Here is a 16,385-nt window from a genome sequence, read left to right as displayed (position 1 = left end):
AAAAATTTGAATCGATCCAAGGAAGATGTTAGGTAATCGGCACTACTGTCGGACAGGAGTCCTGGAGACGAACAAATGACATCACCCACCGAGGGCAGCAGGAGGCCCATCCGGCTGGCAGACATCGCCAAAGCCGCGGGCGTATCGCACGGCACTGCTTCCAATGCCTTCAGCCGTCCCGAAATCGTGCGCGAGGAAGTCCGCGAGCGGGTCAAGGCGGCGGCCGAGGCGCTGGGCTACGCCGGCCCGGATCCCAAGGGCCGGCTGCTGCGCGCCGGCAAGGTCAATGCAATCGGCGTCGCCACAACCGAGCCGCTGTCCTATTTCTTCGACGACCCGTTTGCCCGCGTGATGATGGCCGGCATCTCGGAAGCCTGCGACGCCACCGGCGCGGGGATAGCCCTCGTGTCGGCTGGCAACGAGGAAAAACTTGCCTGGAATATCCAGAGCGCCCTCGTGGATGGCTTCATCCTTTTCTGCATCGAGGGCGGTCCGCGTCTCGTTGAGCTGACGCGCGAACGAAAGCTCCCCTTCGTCGCGCTCGAGCTCGGCTCGCAGGACGAGACGGTCTCGGCGATCAGTATCGACAATGTTGCCGGCGGCCGGCTCGCGGCGCGCCATCTGGCGGAACTTGGACATCGCCGCTTCGCCGTGCTGTCGCTGGCCTTCGCCGACGACAGCACCGGTCTTGTCTCGCCCGAGCAGGTCCGGACCGCGGTCTATACCGGAACCCGTGACCGCCTCCTCGGCTATTTCGAAGAGCTTTCCCGGTTTGGTGTCGACACCGCCAAGGTGCCGGTCTACGAGACGGAAAACGATAAGGCGAGCACAAGGGCCGGTGTCGAAACCATCTTCGCCTCGGCGGAACCGCCGACCGCCATCCTGGCGATGTCGGACCGGATCGCGATGGTGGCATTGGAATGGCTCAACGCACGGGGCATCGCGGTTCCCCGCGATGTTTCCGTCGTCGGCTTCGACGGCGTGCCTGAAGCCGCAACTTGCGAGCCTCCGCTCACCACCATCGCCCAGCCGATCGCCGAGATCGGCCGCCGGGCAGCGCGAAGAATCCTCGACTTCGACGGCACCGTGCGGCGAGAAACGCTCGACGTCGAACTTGTCGTCAGGGCATCGTCCGGACCGCCGCCAAGTACAGGCTGACTGGGGCAGATCGGCTCCAAATCTTACCTATTGGCCGCCATGGGACCGATGCCAAAGGATGGACGGACAGGCGGCGCCTCGTTGCGGACCGGCTTGCCCTTGCCGGACCAGCCGATGGCGGACAGCCACTCCAGATAGAAGGCGAGCGCGAACTGCATGGCGATGCCGGCGGCGAGCAGCAGACTGTCATAGGCAATGCCGCCCGGGTTGATCAGCTTCATCACCTGCGCCGCCATGGCAATCACCGTGCCGGCAATGAAAACCGGCAGCGAGCGTTTGCCCAATATGGCGAGCGGATTGTCGCGGCCGGTGCGGAACAGGTTCGAGACGAAGGGCAAGGCGACGACCAGATAGCTCATCGCCAGGATGTGCAGCAGCCGCGGCAACGACAGGAACGTCTTGTCGAAACCGGTCAGCACCACCGGCAGGTCAAACCATGACACATGCCCCCACAGCGGGCTGTGCACCCAGACGAGCGCCGTCAGCACATAGGCGGCGGCCGCGCCGACCAGCCAGCGATTGACAGGGACGGTGCCGCCGCGCCGCACATGCAACACGCTGGCCATGCCGATATTGAACAGCAATTGCCATGACAGCGGATTGAGGAACCAGAAACCGGGCTCCGGGTAGTTCGGCGGCGCGATCTGGTAGATACCGGCAATCAGCCAAAGGGCTGCGGATACGGCAAGCGCCGCCAGCGGCCTGTAGCTGATGAACAGCAGGAAGGCCGGCGCCATCAACAGCAGGGCCGCATAGACCGGCAGTATGTTGTTGTAACCGAGCTGATGGCCGAGCGTGACGATGCCGACGAGGACTTGCGGCGGGTTCCTGACGAGCGGCTCGATGTTGATCAGGGTCAGAAGGTCCGGCCGTTTCGCAAACACCGCCGCTGCGCAGAAGATAGCCATGACCACCATCGTCGTGACGATGTGGGTGACATAGAGCACGCCGGCGCGGCGCCACATCTTCAGCGTTGCGACCAGCCGGTTTCCTGGTTGGAATTTGGTGCCGTAGGCAAGAGCGACGGACATGCCGGAGATCAGCACGAAGGCCTCGGCCGCATCCGAAAACCCGAAATTCTTATAGGTCAGGGTTTCGAAAACGGTGCCCGGCACGTGGTCGATGAATATGGTCAGGAGGGCGAGAGCCCGGAACACGTCAATACGCGTATCGCGTTCCGGCGAAACTGGCATGGTCATCGATAAAAGGCCTTAAAGCTGGTTGTTTTATGTCCGGCATGCGATCCCTCGGGCGACCACCCGGCGCACACTGCTTCGATCCCCCCGCGGGGATTATATCGGCAAAGAAACGGACTGAAATGCGCCCGGTTCAATCAACTTTCGCGGAGCTTGAAAATATTTTGTTTTGAAGCCGGCAAATTAACGAAAGTAACGCGAAATCAAGAGGATGTGACCATGGCCGAGGAGAGCCTCGAAGACGGTATTCTGCAGGAGAATTCAGGCTTTTTCTACCGGCTCCATCGACCCGCCAACTTACTGGGTGACTGGCTGTTCCTGTTGCATGGATCGGGTGTCGACGAGACGACCTTGCTGCCGCTTGGTCGGCAAATCGCGCCGCATGCGGCGCTGGTTGCGGTCCGTGGCCGCATCCCTCAGGAGGACGGGTTCCGTTGGTTCACGCGAATCACCCCGACGCGATTCGAGCAGGCAAGCATCCGCGCGGAGGCGGAGGCATTCGCGGCCTTCGTCGCCGGCGTCGCGAAGCGCCACAGCCTCGATCTCCGCCACGCGACCTTTCTCGGCTATTCGAACGGCGCCAATTTGGTCTCAAGCGTCATGCTGCTGCATCCGGGCTTCATCGAGCGCGCTGCATTGCTGCGTCCGATGCCGGTGCTCGACGAGGTGCCGCCGGCCGACCTGTCGAAGGCGCGGGCTCTGATCGTCGCCGGCGCCGCCGACCTGACCTACGCGCCATTCGCGCCGGTGCTGGCCGCTCTACTGAGCTCGCATGGCGCCAAGGTCGAAACCCACACCATTGCCTCCGGCCATGAAATCGGCGATCCGGACGCCGACATCGTCGGGCAATGGCTGGCGGATCCTGCGGTCGCCGTTGCAGCGTCGGATCGATGAGCCCCGAAGCTACCCTCGCCCCATGCGGTTCCAGGCGTCCAGCCCGGCGATCTTGTAGGCTTCCGCCAGCGTCGGGTAGTTGAAGGTGTTGTTGACGAAGAAGTCGACTGTGCCGCCGAGATTGATGACCGCCTGGCCGATGTGGATGAGTTCGGTCGCGCCCTCGCCGACAATATGGGCGCCGAGCAGACGGCGTGTTTCGATCGAGAACAGAAGCTTCAGGAAACCGGTGTTGACACCCATGATGTGGCCGCGCGATGTCTCGCGGAACCGCGCCACGCCGACCTCGTAGGCGGCACCGCTCTCGCGCACCTGCTCCTCGGATTGCCCGACGGTGGAGATTTCCGGCACGGCGTAGATGCCGTAGGGAAAGGTTTCGGGCGGCGGCGGCAAGGGCACGCCGAAGGCATGGCAGGCGGCCACCCTGCCCTGCTCCATCGAGGTCGATGCCAGGCTCGGAAAGCCGATGACATCGCCGGCGGCATAGATGTTGGGCGCGCTGGTCTGGAAGGTCTGCGGATCGACCTTGATGCGGCCTCGCGAATCAGCCTCGATGCCGACGGCGTCGAGCCCTAAATTGCCGACATTGCCGGTGCGTCCCGCGGCATAAAGCACGATCTCGGAACGTATGGTGCGGCCGTCGGCCAGCGTCACCTCAGCATAGTCGGGTTTCGAGGCGATCTCCTTGACGGCACTGCCCAATCGGATGGTCATGCCGCGGTCGCGCATCTGATGGATGAAGTCGTCGACGATCTCGCGGTCGACGAAATCCAATATCGTGTTGCGCGGCTCGACCAATGTCACCGGAACGTCGAGTGCCGAAAAGATTGTCGCATATTCGACGCCGATGACGCCGGCGCCGATCACCGTCAGCGTGCGCGGTAGCCGATCGAGCTCCAGCATCTCGTCGCTGTCGAAGATCCGTGTCTTGTCGAACGGCACGTCGCGCGGCCGGTGCGGCCGGGTGCCGACCGCGATCAGCGCATGGGCGAAGCCAACCTCGCTGTAGTCGCCGGTGTCGGTGGTCAGGCTGACCTTGTTGGGGCTCAGGAATTTTACCGCGGCGCGCGCACTCTTGACCGTGTTGCGCATGAACTGGTGCTGCAGCACCTCGACCTCATGGTCGAGCGTCTTGTGCAGGCGCTCGACCAGATCGCCGACCGAAATGTCCTGCTTGACGCGGTAGCCGCGTCCATAAAAGCCGCGCTCGCGCCAGCCGGAGAGGTTGAGCACCGTCTCGCGCAACGTCTTCGACGGTATAGTGCCGGTATGCACCGAAACGCCGCCGAGACGCCGGCCCCTGTCGACCACCAGCACTGACTTGCCGAGCTTGGCCGACTGCACCGCGGCGCGGCGCCCGGATGGGCCGCTGCCGATGACCAGCATGTCGTAGTCCATGTCGCCCCGTCCCCTCGGCTCGGCGCGCTTTGTGCGCCGCAGCAAACTAACGCTATCCGCGCCGTGAATTCAACAAGTCAGACGGCCCCAGGCGCTCTGTCGCCATCTACACGGCGGCGAAAGGCTCGATCTTGATTCCGCCGCGAACCTTCACCATTTCATCAATACGCGGCCCGTGCATTAACCCGGGTTCGATTACGAGGAAATGACATGAACGCTCGCGTTCTCGACGGCGAAATCATCACCAGCAGGCTCGAAGATGTCCGCTCTTATGAGGGCGTGCGCACGCGGCGCATTCTCGCTTTCGTCATCGACTATTTCATCGTCGCGCTGCTCACCATTCCATTCGCGATCCTGGTGTTCCTGTTCGGGCTGTTGACGCTCGGCCTCGGCTGGATGCTGTTTTCCATTCTCGTGCCGACCGTCGCCATCCTCTACATCTGGAACACGCTCGGCAGTAAAGACCAGGCCACCACCGGCATGAAGATGATGGGCATCCGGCTCGACCGACTCGACGGCAGCCGCATCGACGGGCTGACCGCCGTCGTGCATTCGGTGCTGTTTTGGGCCGGTAATGTCATCCTTTCGCCGCTGGTCCTGCTGGTGAGCCTGTTTTCCGACCGCAAGCGCACGCTGCACGACCTGCTGCTCGGCACCGTTGTCAGCCGCAGTGGCCGCTGAGCAGACTTTTGAAGCGCGGCCGCAGCCTTTGCGCACAAATGTGAAGACGTCCAATCAACCAGGCTTTCACAATCCTGTTGAATTTTTCGGCGTCCGCGCCAAAGGTAGAGCGATTCGCAGGAGTATTTCCAAGGCTCGATGACGCAGCACCCGACCCAGTCGCCGCAGTTCTTTCTGACCGCGCCCTCGCCATGTCCCTATCTCGAGGGCCAGTTCGAGCGCAAGGTGTTCACACACTTGGTCGGCGACAAGGCCCCCGAGATGAACGATCTGTTGACGCAGGGCGGTTTCAGGCGCTCGCAGAACATCGCCTACAGGCCGGCCTGCGAGACCTGCCGCGCCTGTGTGTCCGTGCGCATCCTGGCGCAGGAATTCACCGCCAGCCGCAACATGAAACGGGTCATACAGCATAATTCGGATCTGGTCGGCGCCATGCACGACGCCGAACCCTCCACCGAACAGTATTCGCTGTTCCGCAGCTATCTCGACGTCCGCCACCGCCGTGGCGGCATGTCTGACATGACCGTGCTCGACTACGCCATGATGGTCGAGGATACCCATGTCGACACCAAGGTCATCGAATACCGTCGCCGCGGACCTGACAGCTTCATTACCGGCAAGGGCCAGGGCGAACTGATCGCCGTGGCGCTTACCGACAAGATGGCCGATGGCCTGTCGATGGTCTATTCCTACTTCAACCCGGACTTCGAGGACCGTTCGCTCGGCACCTTCATGATCCTCGATCACATCGCCCGCGCCAGGGCGATGGGCCTGCCCCATGTCTACCTGGGTTACTGGGTCAACGGCTCGCGCAAGATGAATTATAAGATGCGCTTCCAGCCGCAGGAGCATCTCGGCCCGAAAGGCTGGGAACGCTACAATCACGAAGCGGTTTCGCGCTGATCTTCGCTTTCGGTATTCACTCTTAAATTGTTTCGAGGAGGATGCCGCTGGGCTTCCGGCCGATCGGCTGGGAAACCGGGCGGGTCAATTTTGCGCCTCCAAGCCTACGCGAGAATTGCCGCATGTCTTCCCACAACGACCACCAGAGAGGCCTTCTGATCACCGCCATCGGCGGGCTGACGCTGACCGTCGACATTCCGCTGATCCGGCTCGCCGACGGCGAGGCGTGGACGATCCTGCTGTTGCGCACCGGCACGACCTTCGTCGCCACGCTTATCATCTGGGCCGCCTGGCGATCGCTGAGCGCAAAGGCACCGCAGCTTGTACCGGGCTGGTCAGGGCTCATCGTTGCCGGCCTCTACGGGCTCGGCTCGATCGCCTTCATCACCGGTGTCTACAATACCTCGACAGCCAACCTCGTTTTCATCCTGGCGTTCACAACCATGTTCGCGGCCCTTTTGTCATGGCTGTTCCTGAAGGAGAGGCCACGGCCCCTGACGCTTGCAGCGCTGGCACTTATGATCGTCGGCGTGACGATCATTGTCGGCGATTCCGTTGGAACCGGACATCTCTTCGGCGACCTGATGGCGCTATGCTCGGCTTTCATGATCGCCGCGGCCATCACCATCTCGCGCGCCAGCGGCAAGGATATGGGTTTCACGGCGCTGATCGGAGTGGTCCTGCCGCTGGCCGTCGCCACCCTGATGGTTTCCAAGGTGGGTTTTCACGTCAACGCGCCATGGTGGATCGTCTTCAACGGTGCCGTCATCATGCCGATCTCGTTCTTCTGCCTCGCCAACGGCCCGAAATACATCTCCGGGCCGGAGGTGGCGATGTTCTACCTGCTTGAAACCGTGCTGGCGCCGGTCTGGGTGTGGATGATCTTCGCCGAAACACCGACGCGCAACAGCCTGATCGGCGGCGCGATCCTCATCATGACCTTGATCGGCCATTCGCTCTGGCAGTTGCACGACGGGCGCAAGCGCCGCGCCACGTTCGCCGTCAGTCACCCGGCCTGATTCTTTTTCGCGGCGGCGCGTTCGGCAACAATTTCAATCTGCGGCGGTGCATCTTCCTGCTCCGCCGGTTCGGCGGCAGCGAGTTCATCGGTCAGTTCCACCTCGCGCAGCCATTCGCGCCAGATTGCGACCAGCAGGGCCATCAGCACCGGGCCGATGAACAGGCCGAGAAAACCCATTGTCTTGACGCCGCCGATCAGGCCGAAAAAGGTTGGCAGGAAGGGCAGCTTTATCGGCCCGCCGACCAGCTTCGGGCGCAATGTCTTGTCGACGATGAAGAGTTCGACCGCGCCCCAGACGAACAGCGCCAGCCCCGCCATCGGCGAGCCGCTGGCGGCGAGATAGATCGAGACCAGCGTGAACGACAGCGGCGCGCCGCCGGGGATAAGCGCCATGATGCCGGTCAGCGCGCCGAGCGTCACCGGCGACGGTACGCCGGCCAACCAGTAAGCGATGCCCAGCACCAGTCCTTCGCCGATGGCGATAACGGTCATACCGGTAACCGTCGACGAGATCGTCGCCGGCACCACGCGTGAGATCCGTTCCCATCGGGCCGGCAGGATGCGTTCGCCGAGGCGATCGACCTGCCCGGCGAAATGCTCGCCGTCGCGATAGGCAAAGAACAATGCGATCATCATGAACAGCAGCGTCAGCAAAAGTCCGAAGGCGCTGCCGCCGGCGGCAAGCGCGCCGCGATAGATGCTGCCGATATTGGCGCCGCTGATCAGCTGGATCAGTTCGCCGATACCGCCTGGATGGCCAACGTTGACCGTCCACTGTTCATTGAGCCATTCGCCTACTACAGGCAGCGTGGCGATCCAGTGCGGCGTCGGCGCGCCGTAGCGGTTGGTCTCGATAGCCCAGCCGACCCATTCGCGCACCTCGTTGATGGCGTAGGTGCCGGCAAGCGCGATCGGCACCACCAGGAAGGTCAGGATGAACAGGATCGCAAGCGTAGCGGCAATCGTGCGGTTGCCGCCGACGCCGGCGAGCAGCCGCCGATAGAGCGGCCAACTGGCGAAAGCGATAACCAGGGCGGCAAGGACCGGGAAAAGGAACCCGTGGAAGAAATAGACGCCAGCGGCGACGATCAGCACCAGGAGCCAGCGCGCTGCCGACAGCGGCGGAATGACAGCGGCCCTGAGCGGCGTCGACAGGCCAAACAGGCGCTGCTGCCGCTCCGGCTTCTGGATCCTGACTTCCTTCAAGCGCCCAATTCTCCCTAGCCCATCGCATCGCTTATGCACTGATATAGTGCAGCAATCGTGACGACATTCCAAATGTTTGGGTGGAGCTGCTAATCTCCCCCCTTGAGGAGGAGATGTCGCCGAAGGCGACAGAGGGGGTCGGGACGTCCTGACGCGACCTTACCACGAACAAAGCAGGCTGGCGCTTCATGCGCGGGGACCCCCTCTGGCCTGCCGGCCATCTCCCCCTCGAGGGGGGAGATTACCGCTTCACCCGAACTTGCCAGTCCTCGGGAAACCCTTCGGCACCATGCGGCCGGCCGAGGCGCGGGCGCCGATCCATTCGGCAAGCTCGTCACGCGATTTGGTGAAGGTGCGGTCTGCCGAATCCTGCCAGGACAGGCCGCTTGCGAGCGTGAAGGTCTTGAGGTCGAGGACGCCGCCATCCTTGTATTTCTGCAGGCGCACGCCCTTGCCGCGCCCCATCTCCGGGATCTCGGCCAGCGGGAATACCAGCATCTTGCGATTCTCGCCGACAATGGCGAGATGGTCGCCGGCGACGCTTATGCAGCGCTGGGCTTCGTCGGGCGCCTTGACGTTCATCACCTGCTTGCCCTTGCGGGTGTTGGCGACGACTTCTTCTTCCGGCACGATGAAACCGTTGCCGTCATGCGACACCAGCAGCAGCTTGCGCTTGGGATCATGGACGAAAGCGGTGACGATATCCTGGTCGTTGTCCATGTCGACGATGATGCGGATCGGCTCGCCGTGGCCACGCCCACCCGGCAGCCGGTCGGCGCCGATCGTGTAGAACTTGCCGCCGGTGGTGAAGACCAGCACCTTGTCGGTCGTCTGGGCGTGGAAGGCGAGCTTGAGGCTGTCGCCTTCCTTGAAGGTCAGGGCCGAATGGTCGGTCAGATGACCTTTCATGGCCCTCAGCCAGCCCTTTTCCGAAACGACCACTGTGACCGGCTCGCGCTCGATCATGGCGTGGGCGATATCGGTCAGGTCATGCTCGGGTGCGTCGGCGAACTCGGTGCGGCGCTTGCCGATCTCGGTGTCGGGCCCGTATTTCTGGCGAACATTGGCGACTTCCCACTTGATCGTCGCCCACTGCTTGGCGTCGGACGCAAGCAGTGCCTCGATCTGCTTCTTCTCGCCGGTCAGGCCATTGAATTCCTCGCGGATTTCGAATTCCTCGAGCTTGCGCAGCGCTCTCAGCCGCATGTTGAGGATGGCTTCAGCCTGGGTGTCGGTCAGCGACCAGCGCACCATCATCACCTGCTTGGGCTCGTCCTCCTCGCGGATGATCCTGATCACCTCGTCGATGTTGAGGTAGGCGATCAAATAGCCGGCGAGGATCTCCAGCCGCCTTTCGATCTCGCCGAGGCGGTGCTTGGAGCGGCGGATCAGGACGTCGCGGCGGTGCTCCAGCCATTCCTTGAGCACACCTTTCAGCGACAGCACGTTCGGCACCTTGCCGCGCGACAACACGTTCATGTTGAGCGGAAAGCGGCTTTCGAGCTCGGTCAGCTTGAACAGCGATTCCATCATGATGCCGGGATCGACCGAGCGGCTCTTCGGCACCAGCACGACGCGGATGTCCTCGGCGCTCTCGTCGCGGATATCCTCGAGCAACGGAAGCTTGCGCGCCATCAAGAGCTCGGCGATCTTTTCGATCAGTCTGGCCTTCTGGACGCCGTAAGGGATTTCGGTGACGACTATGTTCCAGGTGCCCCTGCCCTGGTCCTCCTGGCTCCACTTCGCCCTGACGCGAAAGCCGCCGCGACCCGTTTCGTAGGCTTCGAGGATCGAGGCTCGGCTGTCGACGATGATGCCGCCGGTCGGGAAATCCGGACCTTGCACGAAATCCATCAGCTTGGTGACGGGCGCATCCGGATGATCGATCAGGTGAAGCGCGGCGTCGCAGAGCTCGGCCGCATTGTGCGGCGGGATCGAGGTCGCCATGCCGACGGCGATGCCGGACGAGCCGTTGGCGAGCAGGTTCGGGAAGGCGCCGGGCAGCACGGCCGGCTCCTCGTCTTCCTCGTTGTAGGTCGGGCGGAAATCGACGGCGTCCTCGGTGATGCCTTCCAGCAGCAGCGTCGACACTTCGGTCATGCGCGCTTCGGTGTAGCGCATGGCGGCGGCGTTATCGCCGTCGATATTGCCGAAATTGCCCTGCCCGTCGACCAGCGGGTAGCGCATCGAAAAATCCTGCGCCAACCGCACCAACGCGTCGTAGATCGACTGGTCGCCATGCGGATGGAATTTGCCCATCACCTCGCCGACGATGCGGGCGCATTTGGCAAAACCCTGGTCGGGGTTGAGCCGCAACAGGCGCATGGCATGCATGATGCGACGATGCACCGGCTTCAATCCGTCGCGCACGTCCGGCAGCGCCCGGTGCATGATGGTCGACAGCGCGTAGGCGAGATAGCGCTCTTCCAGCGCCTTCTTCAGATCGACCGGCTCAATATTGTCGCCGCCGCCACTCTCGGGCGGCAAAAGCCTTTTTCCCATGGGCTGGCACTAGCCGAGCGGGTGATTCGCGGCAAGAGGCACACCGGTATGCGTGCTCCTAAAGCGCATCGCGTTCGACCGGCCCCATGCGACGCTTTAGGTCCTTGTTTTGATGCATGTCGTTATCGCAAAACCGTTGCACATTTTTGCGCGACACCCATTATGCAACAGGAATTGGAAGCGTCGCGACGCCGGCCAACATCAATCCGTTACATCCTGCTTCTATCGCAAGGCTGATGGATCGGGTTTGCCTTTGGCCGCGATTTTCGACCATTGTGCCGAGGCCCGCCTTTTTCCGGTCCAGTTCGTCACCGAATGGTGACGACGCGACGATTTGAAAAGAATTTCAGGACACTCTCAGGGGAGCTCTCGATGACGATCAGACACTCGACACTTATTAAAAGACACTCGACACTTGTTAAGAGACTGGCTTTTTCGACCTTTTTGCTGACGCTGCCGCTGAATGCGGCGTTCGCGCAGGATACCGCGGTCGCCGACCGGCTGAAGGCGGCCCTCGCCGCGCAGGGTGTCGACCTCTCCTGGACCGGAGTAACCGGCGACACCTCCAGCATGGTTCTGCAAGGCGTAGCGGTCAAACCGGCGGCCGAAAAGGAGGCGCTCAAGATCGGCGACGTCAAGCTCGAAGGTGTGACCGAAGCCAATGGCGGCTATCAAATCGCGACCGTATCGACGTCGCCGTTCGAACACAGCGAAGATGGCGTCACGCTCAATCTCAGCCCCTTCGTCATCCACGACATGACGGTTCCGGCCGAAGGCGCAACCGGTCCGCTGGGCTCGCTGATGATGTACAAATCGGCCGAGCTCGACAACATGACAGTCAAAGTGGCTGACAAAACTGCTTTCTCGATGGACGGGCTTGCCATCGCAATCACGCCGCCGGCCGACGGCAAGGCCATGGCGTTTTCCGGCACTACGGAAAAATTCGCTGCCGACCTGACCCTGGTCGAAGATCCGAAATCCAAGGAAGTCATCAACGCACTCGGCTACCAGAACATAACAGGCAATCTTGAGATGGAAGGCACCTGGCAGCCTACCGACGGCAGGATGGACTTGTCGAAATACGAAATATCGGTCGACAATGCCGGCACGCTCGGCATGACCTTCGATCTCGGCGGCTACACGCTGAACGTCATCAAATCACTGCAGGAGATGCAGAAGAAGATGGCAGCGCAGCCCGAAGGCGCCGACAATTCGGCGCAAGGCATGGCCATGCTCGGGCTGCTGCAGCAGCTTTCGTTCAACAGCGCCTCGATCCGCTTCGACGACGATTCGCTGACCAAAAAGGTGCTCGATTATGCCGGCAAGCAGCAAGGCATGTCCGGCAAGGACATCGCCAACCAGGCCAAGGCGATCGTGCCCTTCGGCATGGCGCAGCTCAACAATCCGGAACTGACCGCGCAGGTTTCGGCCGCGGTCAACAAGTTCCTCGACGATCCGCAAAGCATCGAGGTCTCGGCCGAGCCGCCGGCAGCGGTGCCGTTCGCGCTGATCATGGCGGGCGCCATGTCCAACCCGCTCGACCTGCCGAAAACGCTCGGCGTGACGGTTACGGCAAACGAAGACTGACCGAGACAGGCTTCAAGCAAAAAGCCCGGCAGCGATGCCGGGCTTTTTTATGAATCAACAGCACCGGTTCGGAGCGTTTTCTAAACCTCTTTCTTCGTCGCCACCACGCGCAGCGACAATTCGCGAAGCTGCTGCGGGCTGGCTTCCGACGGCGCGCTCATCAACAGGTCGTAGGCCTGCTGGTTCATCGGGAACATAGTCACTTCGCGCAGGTTCCTGGCGCCGACCAGAAGCATGACGACGCGGTCGATGCCGGCCGCCATGCCGCCATGCGGCGGCGCGCCATACTGGAAGGCGCGATAAAGGCCGCCGAAGCGCTCTTCGACCGTCGCGCGGTCCAGCCCGACGGTTTCGAACGCCTTGACCATGGTTTCGGGCAGATGGTTGCGGATGCCGCCGGAGGCGATCTCGAAACCGTTACAGACCATGTCGTACTGGAACGCCTTGATGCCGAGCAGATCCTCGCCGTTAAGCACATCGATGCCGCCTTGTGGCATCGAGAAAGGATTGTGCGCGAAGTCGATCTTCTTCTCCTCCTCGTTCCATTCGAAGAACGGGAAGTCGACGATCCAGCACAATTCGAAGCGGTCGCGGTCGACAAGATTGAGCTCCTCGCCGGCGCGGGTGCGCGCCGCTCCCGCGAAGGAGACGAACTTCTTCGGATCACCGGCGACGAAGAAGGCGGCATCGCCATCGGCGAGGCCGAGTTGTTGTCGGATCGCCTCCGTGCGCTCCTCGCCGATGTTCTTGGCCAGCGGCCCGGCGCCTTCGAGCTTCTCGCCCTCCTTGCGCCAGAAGATGTAGCCGAGGCCGGGCTGGCCCTCGCCTTGCGCCCATGAGTTCATGCGGTCGCAGAAGGCGCGCGACCCGCCGGTCTTGGCCGGAATGGCCCAGACCTCGGCCTTCGGATCGTTGGCAAGGATGTTGGCAAATACCTTGAAGCCAGAGCCGCGAAAATGATCCGAGACGGCCTGCATCTCGATCGGGTTGCGCAGGTCCGGCTTGTCGGTGCCGTATTTGCGCATGGCGACATCATAGGCGATGCGCGGAAACTTCTCCGTCACCGGCTTGCCGGCGGCAAAGGTCTCGAACACCCCCCGCATCACCGGCTCCATGGTGGTGAACACATCCTCCTGCTCGACGAAGCTCATCTCAACGTCGAGCTGGTAGAATTCACCCGGCAGACGGTCGGCGCGCGGGTCCTCGTCGCGGAAGCAGGGCGCAATCTGGAAGTAGCGGTCGAAGCCGGACACCATGATCAGCTGCTTATATATCTGCGGTGCCTGCGGCAGCGCATAGAAAGTGCCGGGGTGGATGCGCGACGGCACCAGAAAGTCGCGCGCCCCTTCCGGCGACGAGGCGGTCAGGATCGGCGTCGAGAATTCGGTGAAGCCGACCTCGCCCATCAGCTTGCGCATCGAGGCGATGATTTTCGTCCGCGCAACGATATTCTTGTGCAGCGTGTCGCGGCGCAGGTCGAGGAAGCGGTATTTGAGGCGGATGTCCTCTGGATAATCCGGCTCGCCGAAGACCGGCAGCGGCAATTCCCTGGCGGCCGACAGTACCTCGATCTCGCGCGCGAAAATCTCGATCTCGCCGGTCGGCAAATTGGGGTTCACGGTGTCGGCGAGGCGCGCCTTGACCTCGCCGTCGACGCGGACGACCCATTCGCCGCGCAGGGTCTCGGCGATCTTGAAGGCAGGCGAATCCGGATCGGCGACGATCTGGGTCAGGCCGTAATGGTCGCGCAAATCGATGAACAGCAAGCCGCCATGGTCGCGCACGCGATGCACCCAGCCCGACAGGCGAACGGTCGAGCCGACGTCGAGCTTCCTCAATTGGGCACAGGTATGGCTGCGGTAACGATGCATTGTCATTCTTAAAGTCCGGATGTTGGGTTGCGGCCAAGGCATGATGGCCCAGCCTGAAAATTTGCGCGAAAAGCACATGAGAGGGTGCATTTGTCAAGGCAAGCGGCAGCCGGGTCGAGTTCGCGTTCTTCCCGCCCCTTCCCACCGGCATCAATTTATGCTCGAGGCGTCAATCTGAGTTCGCTGCTCTGTGCCCGCAGTTCAACTATGCACTCACCCCTTCACCCCGCCCGCCGTGAGACCGGAAATGATCTTGCGCTGGAAGATGAGAACGAGGACGACGAGCGGCACGGTGACGATCACCGATGCGGCCATGATGTTGCCCCACGGGATCTCGAACTGCGAGCTGCCGGAGAGCAGCGCGATCGCCACCGGCACGGTTCGCTGCTCGTTGCTGGAGGTAAACGTCAGGGCGAACAGGAACTCGTTCCAAGCACCGATGAAGGCGAGGAGCCCGGTGGTCGCCAGCGCCGGCCACATGAGCGGCAGGAAGACGCGGCTGATGATGATCCAGGGCGTGGCGCCATCGAGGATCGCCGCTTCCTCCAGTTCGATCGGCAGGTCGCGAACGAAGGCGGTGAGCACCCAGACGGTGAACGGCAAGGTGAAGATCATGTAGGACAAGATCAGCGCGAACGGCGAATTGTAGAGGCCGAAGGTGCGGATCAGCTCGAAAAGACCGGCAAGCACCGCCAATTGCGGGAACATCGAAACGGACAGGATAGTGAGGAGCAGAGCCGAGCGGCCGCGGAAGCGGATGCGCGCCAGCGCATAGGCGGCGGTGACGCCGAGGAACAGCGAAATGACGACAACGGCGCTCGAGATGAAAAGCGAGTTCACGAGGTTGCGCAGGAAGGTCCCCTCGGTGAACACGGTCCTGTAGTTGCTGAAGGTAATCGTCTTCGGCCAATAGTCGATCTGGAAGAGCGCTGTCCCCGATTTCAGGCTGGTGATGATGGCGTAGTAGAACGGGAACACCGCGACGACGACGATAACGGCGACGAGGAGGTAGAAAGCCGTGCGCTTGACGATCCACATGGTCAGTAGTCCCCCATGATCAATAGTCCCCCATGGTCAATAGTCCTTGTCCAGTCTTATCCGGCCGAGCCAAAGAACGAGCATGGTCAGCAGAGCGAGGATAAGGAAGAGAAGCGTCGAGGCGGCGGAACCGGAAGCGAACTTGTCGAACTCAAACAGGCTCTCGCGGGCAAACACCGACATCGACTTGGTGTGTATGTTGTTTGGCGTAAGCACGTAGATCAGATCGAAGATGCGCAGGGCATCGAGACCGCGAAAGATCATGGCCACCATCAACGCCGGTCGGATGAGCGGCAAAGTGATCTTCCAGAAAATTCTCCACGCGCCGACGCCGTCGAGCTTGGCGACCTCGTAGATTTCTTGTGGAAGCATCTGGAGGCCGGCGAGAATGAGAAGCGCCATGAAGGGGGTTGCCTTCCAGATGTCGACAACAAGGACGGCGACCATCGCCGTGTCGGCGCTGGCCGTCCAGGCGATCTTGGTGCTGATCAGGCCGAGCTTGAGCAGGACGTCGTTGATGATGCCGAACTGGTCGTTGAGCATCCACTGCCACATTTTCGCCGAGACGATCGTCGGGATCGCCCAAGGGATGAGGATCGCGGCGCGCACGATACCGCGGCCGCGAAACCTGGCGTTGAGCACCAGCGCGACGATCATGCCGAGCACCGTCTCGCAGGTCACCGAAATCACCGCGAAGCGCACCGTGTTCCAGACGGCGCGCCACCAGACCGGATCGGCGAGCAGCCCGTCATAGACGACGCGGCCGCTCGGCATTTGCACGACGGAGAAATAGTTGGCGAAGCCAACCCAGCGGCGGGCTTCGAGGTCGGCGAGCGAGGCGTCGGTGAAGCCGAAATAGATCGTGCGCATCAACGGCCAACCGGCAACGGCGGCGAGCACGATGAGCATCGGAGCAAGCAGCAGCCATGC

The 16,385-nt window shown here is 62.1% G+C and carries 13 protein-coding genes; 6 read left to right on the top strand and 7 right to left on the bottom strand.

Annotated features, from left to right (window positions below; translation table 11 throughout):
- The first annotated feature begins 75 nt into the window (after positions 1–75).
- Positions 76–1,158: a LacI family DNA-binding transcriptional regulator gene (locus NKH30_RS18365; protein WP_352501502.1), complete on the top strand. Its 1,083-nt coding sequence runs from the start codon at positions 76–78 to the stop codon at positions 1,156–1,158.
- A 23-nt stretch (positions 1,159–1,181) separates the two neighbouring features.
- Here NKH30_RS18365 and NKH30_RS18360 read toward each other — a convergent pair whose 3' ends face one another.
- Positions 1,182–2,357, bottom strand: coding sequence for an OpgC family protein (locus NKH30_RS18360; RefSeq protein ID WP_352996495.1), 1,176 nt, complete (start codon positions 2,355–2,357; stop codon positions 1,182–1,184).
- Positions 2,358–2,573: 216 nt separating this feature from the next.
- On the opposite strand from NKH30_RS18360, the gene NKH30_RS18355 reads away from it, so the two are divergent.
- A complete protein-coding gene (locus NKH30_RS18355) occupies positions 2,574–3,248 on the top strand; it encodes an alpha/beta hydrolase (protein WP_352542396.1) in 675 nt (224 codons plus the stop codon).
- Between the two features lie 9 nt (positions 3,249–3,257).
- On the opposite strand, the gene sthA is transcribed toward NKH30_RS18355, so the two are convergent.
- On the bottom strand, positions 3,258–4,646 hold the full coding sequence (gene sthA, locus NKH30_RS18350) for a Si-specific NAD(P)(+) transhydrogenase (protein WP_352833371.1): 1,389 nt from the start codon (positions 4,644–4,646) through the stop codon (positions 3,258–3,260).
- Between the two features lie 210 nt (positions 4,647–4,856).
- Here sthA and NKH30_RS18345 point away from each other — a divergent pair, with 210 nt between their 5' ends.
- From NKH30_RS18345 to NKH30_RS18335, 3 genes are all read left to right on the top strand, one after another.
- Positions 4,857–5,327 carry an RDD family protein gene (locus NKH30_RS18345; protein ID WP_352472034.1) on the top strand — a complete coding sequence of 157 codons (471 nt, stop codon included), beginning with the start codon at positions 4,857–4,859 and terminating at the stop codon, positions 5,325–5,327.
- 138 nt (positions 5,328–5,465) lie between these two features.
- The gene (locus NKH30_RS18340; RefSeq protein ID WP_352472035.1) at positions 5,466–6,230 is read left to right on the top strand and encodes an arginyltransferase; all 765 of its coding nucleotides are present in this window, start codon (positions 5,466–5,468) and stop codon (positions 6,228–6,230) included.
- A gap of 122 nt (positions 6,231–6,352) precedes the next feature.
- Entirely contained in the window at positions 6,353–7,249 is an 897-nt protein-coding gene (locus NKH30_RS18335; protein WP_352472036.1) for a DMT family transporter, read from the top strand.
- Here NKH30_RS18335 and NKH30_RS18330 read toward each other — a convergent pair.
- Both NKH30_RS18330 and parC read right to left on the bottom strand, forming a co-directional pair.
- Positions 7,237–8,457, bottom strand: coding sequence for an AI-2E family transporter (locus NKH30_RS18330; protein WP_352472037.1), 1,221 nt, complete (start codon positions 8,455–8,457; stop codon positions 7,237–7,239). The genes NKH30_RS18335 and NKH30_RS18330 overlap by 13 nt on opposite strands.
- A 249-nt stretch (positions 8,458–8,706) precedes the next feature.
- On the bottom strand, positions 8,707–10,959 hold the full coding sequence (parC, locus tag NKH30_RS18325; protein ID WP_352996493.1) for a DNA topoisomerase IV subunit A: 2,253 nt from the start codon (positions 10,957–10,959) through the stop codon (positions 8,707–8,709).
- Between the two features lie 372 nt (positions 10,960–11,331).
- Here parC and NKH30_RS18320 point away from each other — a divergent pair, with 372 nt between their 5' ends.
- On the top strand, positions 11,332–12,546 hold the full coding sequence (locus tag NKH30_RS18320; RefSeq protein ID WP_352770104.1) for an aq_1923 C-terminal domain: 1,215 nt from the start codon (positions 11,332–11,334) through the stop codon (positions 12,544–12,546).
- Positions 12,547–12,626: 80 nt separating this feature from the next.
- Here the strand turns inward: NKH30_RS18320 and aspS are convergent, their stop codons facing one another.
- The 3 genes from aspS to NKH30_RS18305 form a co-directional block, all read right to left on the bottom strand.
- A complete protein-coding gene (gene aspS / locus NKH30_RS18315) occupies positions 12,627–14,417 on the bottom strand; it encodes an aspartate--tRNA ligase (RefSeq protein WP_352996545.1) in 1,791 nt (596 codons plus the stop codon).
- A gap of 213 nt (positions 14,418–14,630) precedes the next feature.
- Positions 14,631–15,455, bottom strand: a complete 825-nt coding sequence (locus tag NKH30_RS18310; RefSeq protein ID WP_352996491.1) for a carbohydrate ABC transporter permease — start codon at positions 15,453–15,455, stop codon at positions 14,631–14,633.
- A 36-nt stretch (positions 15,456–15,491) separates the two neighbouring features.
- Positions 15,492–16,364 carry a carbohydrate ABC transporter permease gene (locus NKH30_RS18305; RefSeq protein ID WP_352472057.1) on the bottom strand — a complete coding sequence of 291 codons (873 nt, stop codon included), beginning with the start codon at positions 16,362–16,364 and terminating at the stop codon, positions 15,492–15,494.
- Between the last annotated feature and the right edge of the window lie 21 nt (positions 16,365–16,385).

The sequence above is a fragment of the Mesorhizobium sp. M1273 genome (assembly GCF_040318195.1).
Classification (GTDB): Bacteria; Pseudomonadota; Alphaproteobacteria; order Rhizobiales; family Rhizobiaceae; genus Mesorhizobium.
Note: the sequence above shows the minus strand (reverse complement) of the source record. Positions and strands in the feature narration are given on the sequence as shown.

Bases quoted from the DNA above. Each gene is read 5' to 3' on its own strand.
- NKH30_RS18365 (WP_352501502.1), top strand. From the start codon at position 76: ATGACATCACCCACCGAGGGCAGCAGGAGGCCCATCCGGCTGGCAGAC.
- NKH30_RS18360 (WP_352996495.1), bottom strand. From the start codon at position 2,357: ATGACCATGCCAGTTTCGCCGGAACGCGATACGCGTATTGACGTGTTC.
- NKH30_RS18355 (WP_352542396.1), top strand. From the start codon at position 2,574: ATGGCCGAGGAGAGCCTCGAAGACGGTATTCTGCAGGAGAATTCAGGC.
- sthA (WP_352833371.1), bottom strand. From the start codon at position 4,646: ATGGACTACGACATGCTGGTCATCGGCAGCGGCCCATCCGGGCGCCGC.
- NKH30_RS18345 (WP_352472034.1), top strand. From the start codon at position 4,857: ATGAACGCTCGCGTTCTCGACGGCGAAATCATCACCAGCAGGCTCGAA.
- NKH30_RS18340 (WP_352472035.1), top strand. From the start codon at position 5,466: ATGACGCAGCACCCGACCCAGTCGCCGCAGTTCTTTCTGACCGCGCCC.
- NKH30_RS18335 (WP_352472036.1), top strand. From the start codon at position 6,353: ATGTCTTCCCACAACGACCACCAGAGAGGCCTTCTGATCACCGCCATC.
- parC (WP_352996493.1), bottom strand. From the start codon at position 10,959: ATGGGAAAAAGGCTTTTGCCGCCCGAGAGTGGCGGCGGCGACAATATT.
- NKH30_RS18320 (WP_352770104.1), top strand. From the start codon at position 11,332: ATGACGATCAGACACTCGACACTTATTAAAAGACACTCGACACTTGTT.
- aspS (WP_352996545.1), bottom strand. From the start codon at position 14,417: ATGCATCGTTACCGCAGCCATACCTGTGCCCAATTGAGGAAGCTCGAC.
- NKH30_RS18310 (WP_352996491.1), bottom strand. From the start codon at position 15,455: ATGTGGATCGTCAAGCGCACGGCTTTCTACCTCCTCGTCGCCGTTATC.
- NKH30_RS18305 (WP_352472057.1), bottom strand. From the start codon at position 16,364: ATGCTCATCGTGCTCGCCGCCGTTGCCGGTTGGCCGTTGATGCGCACG.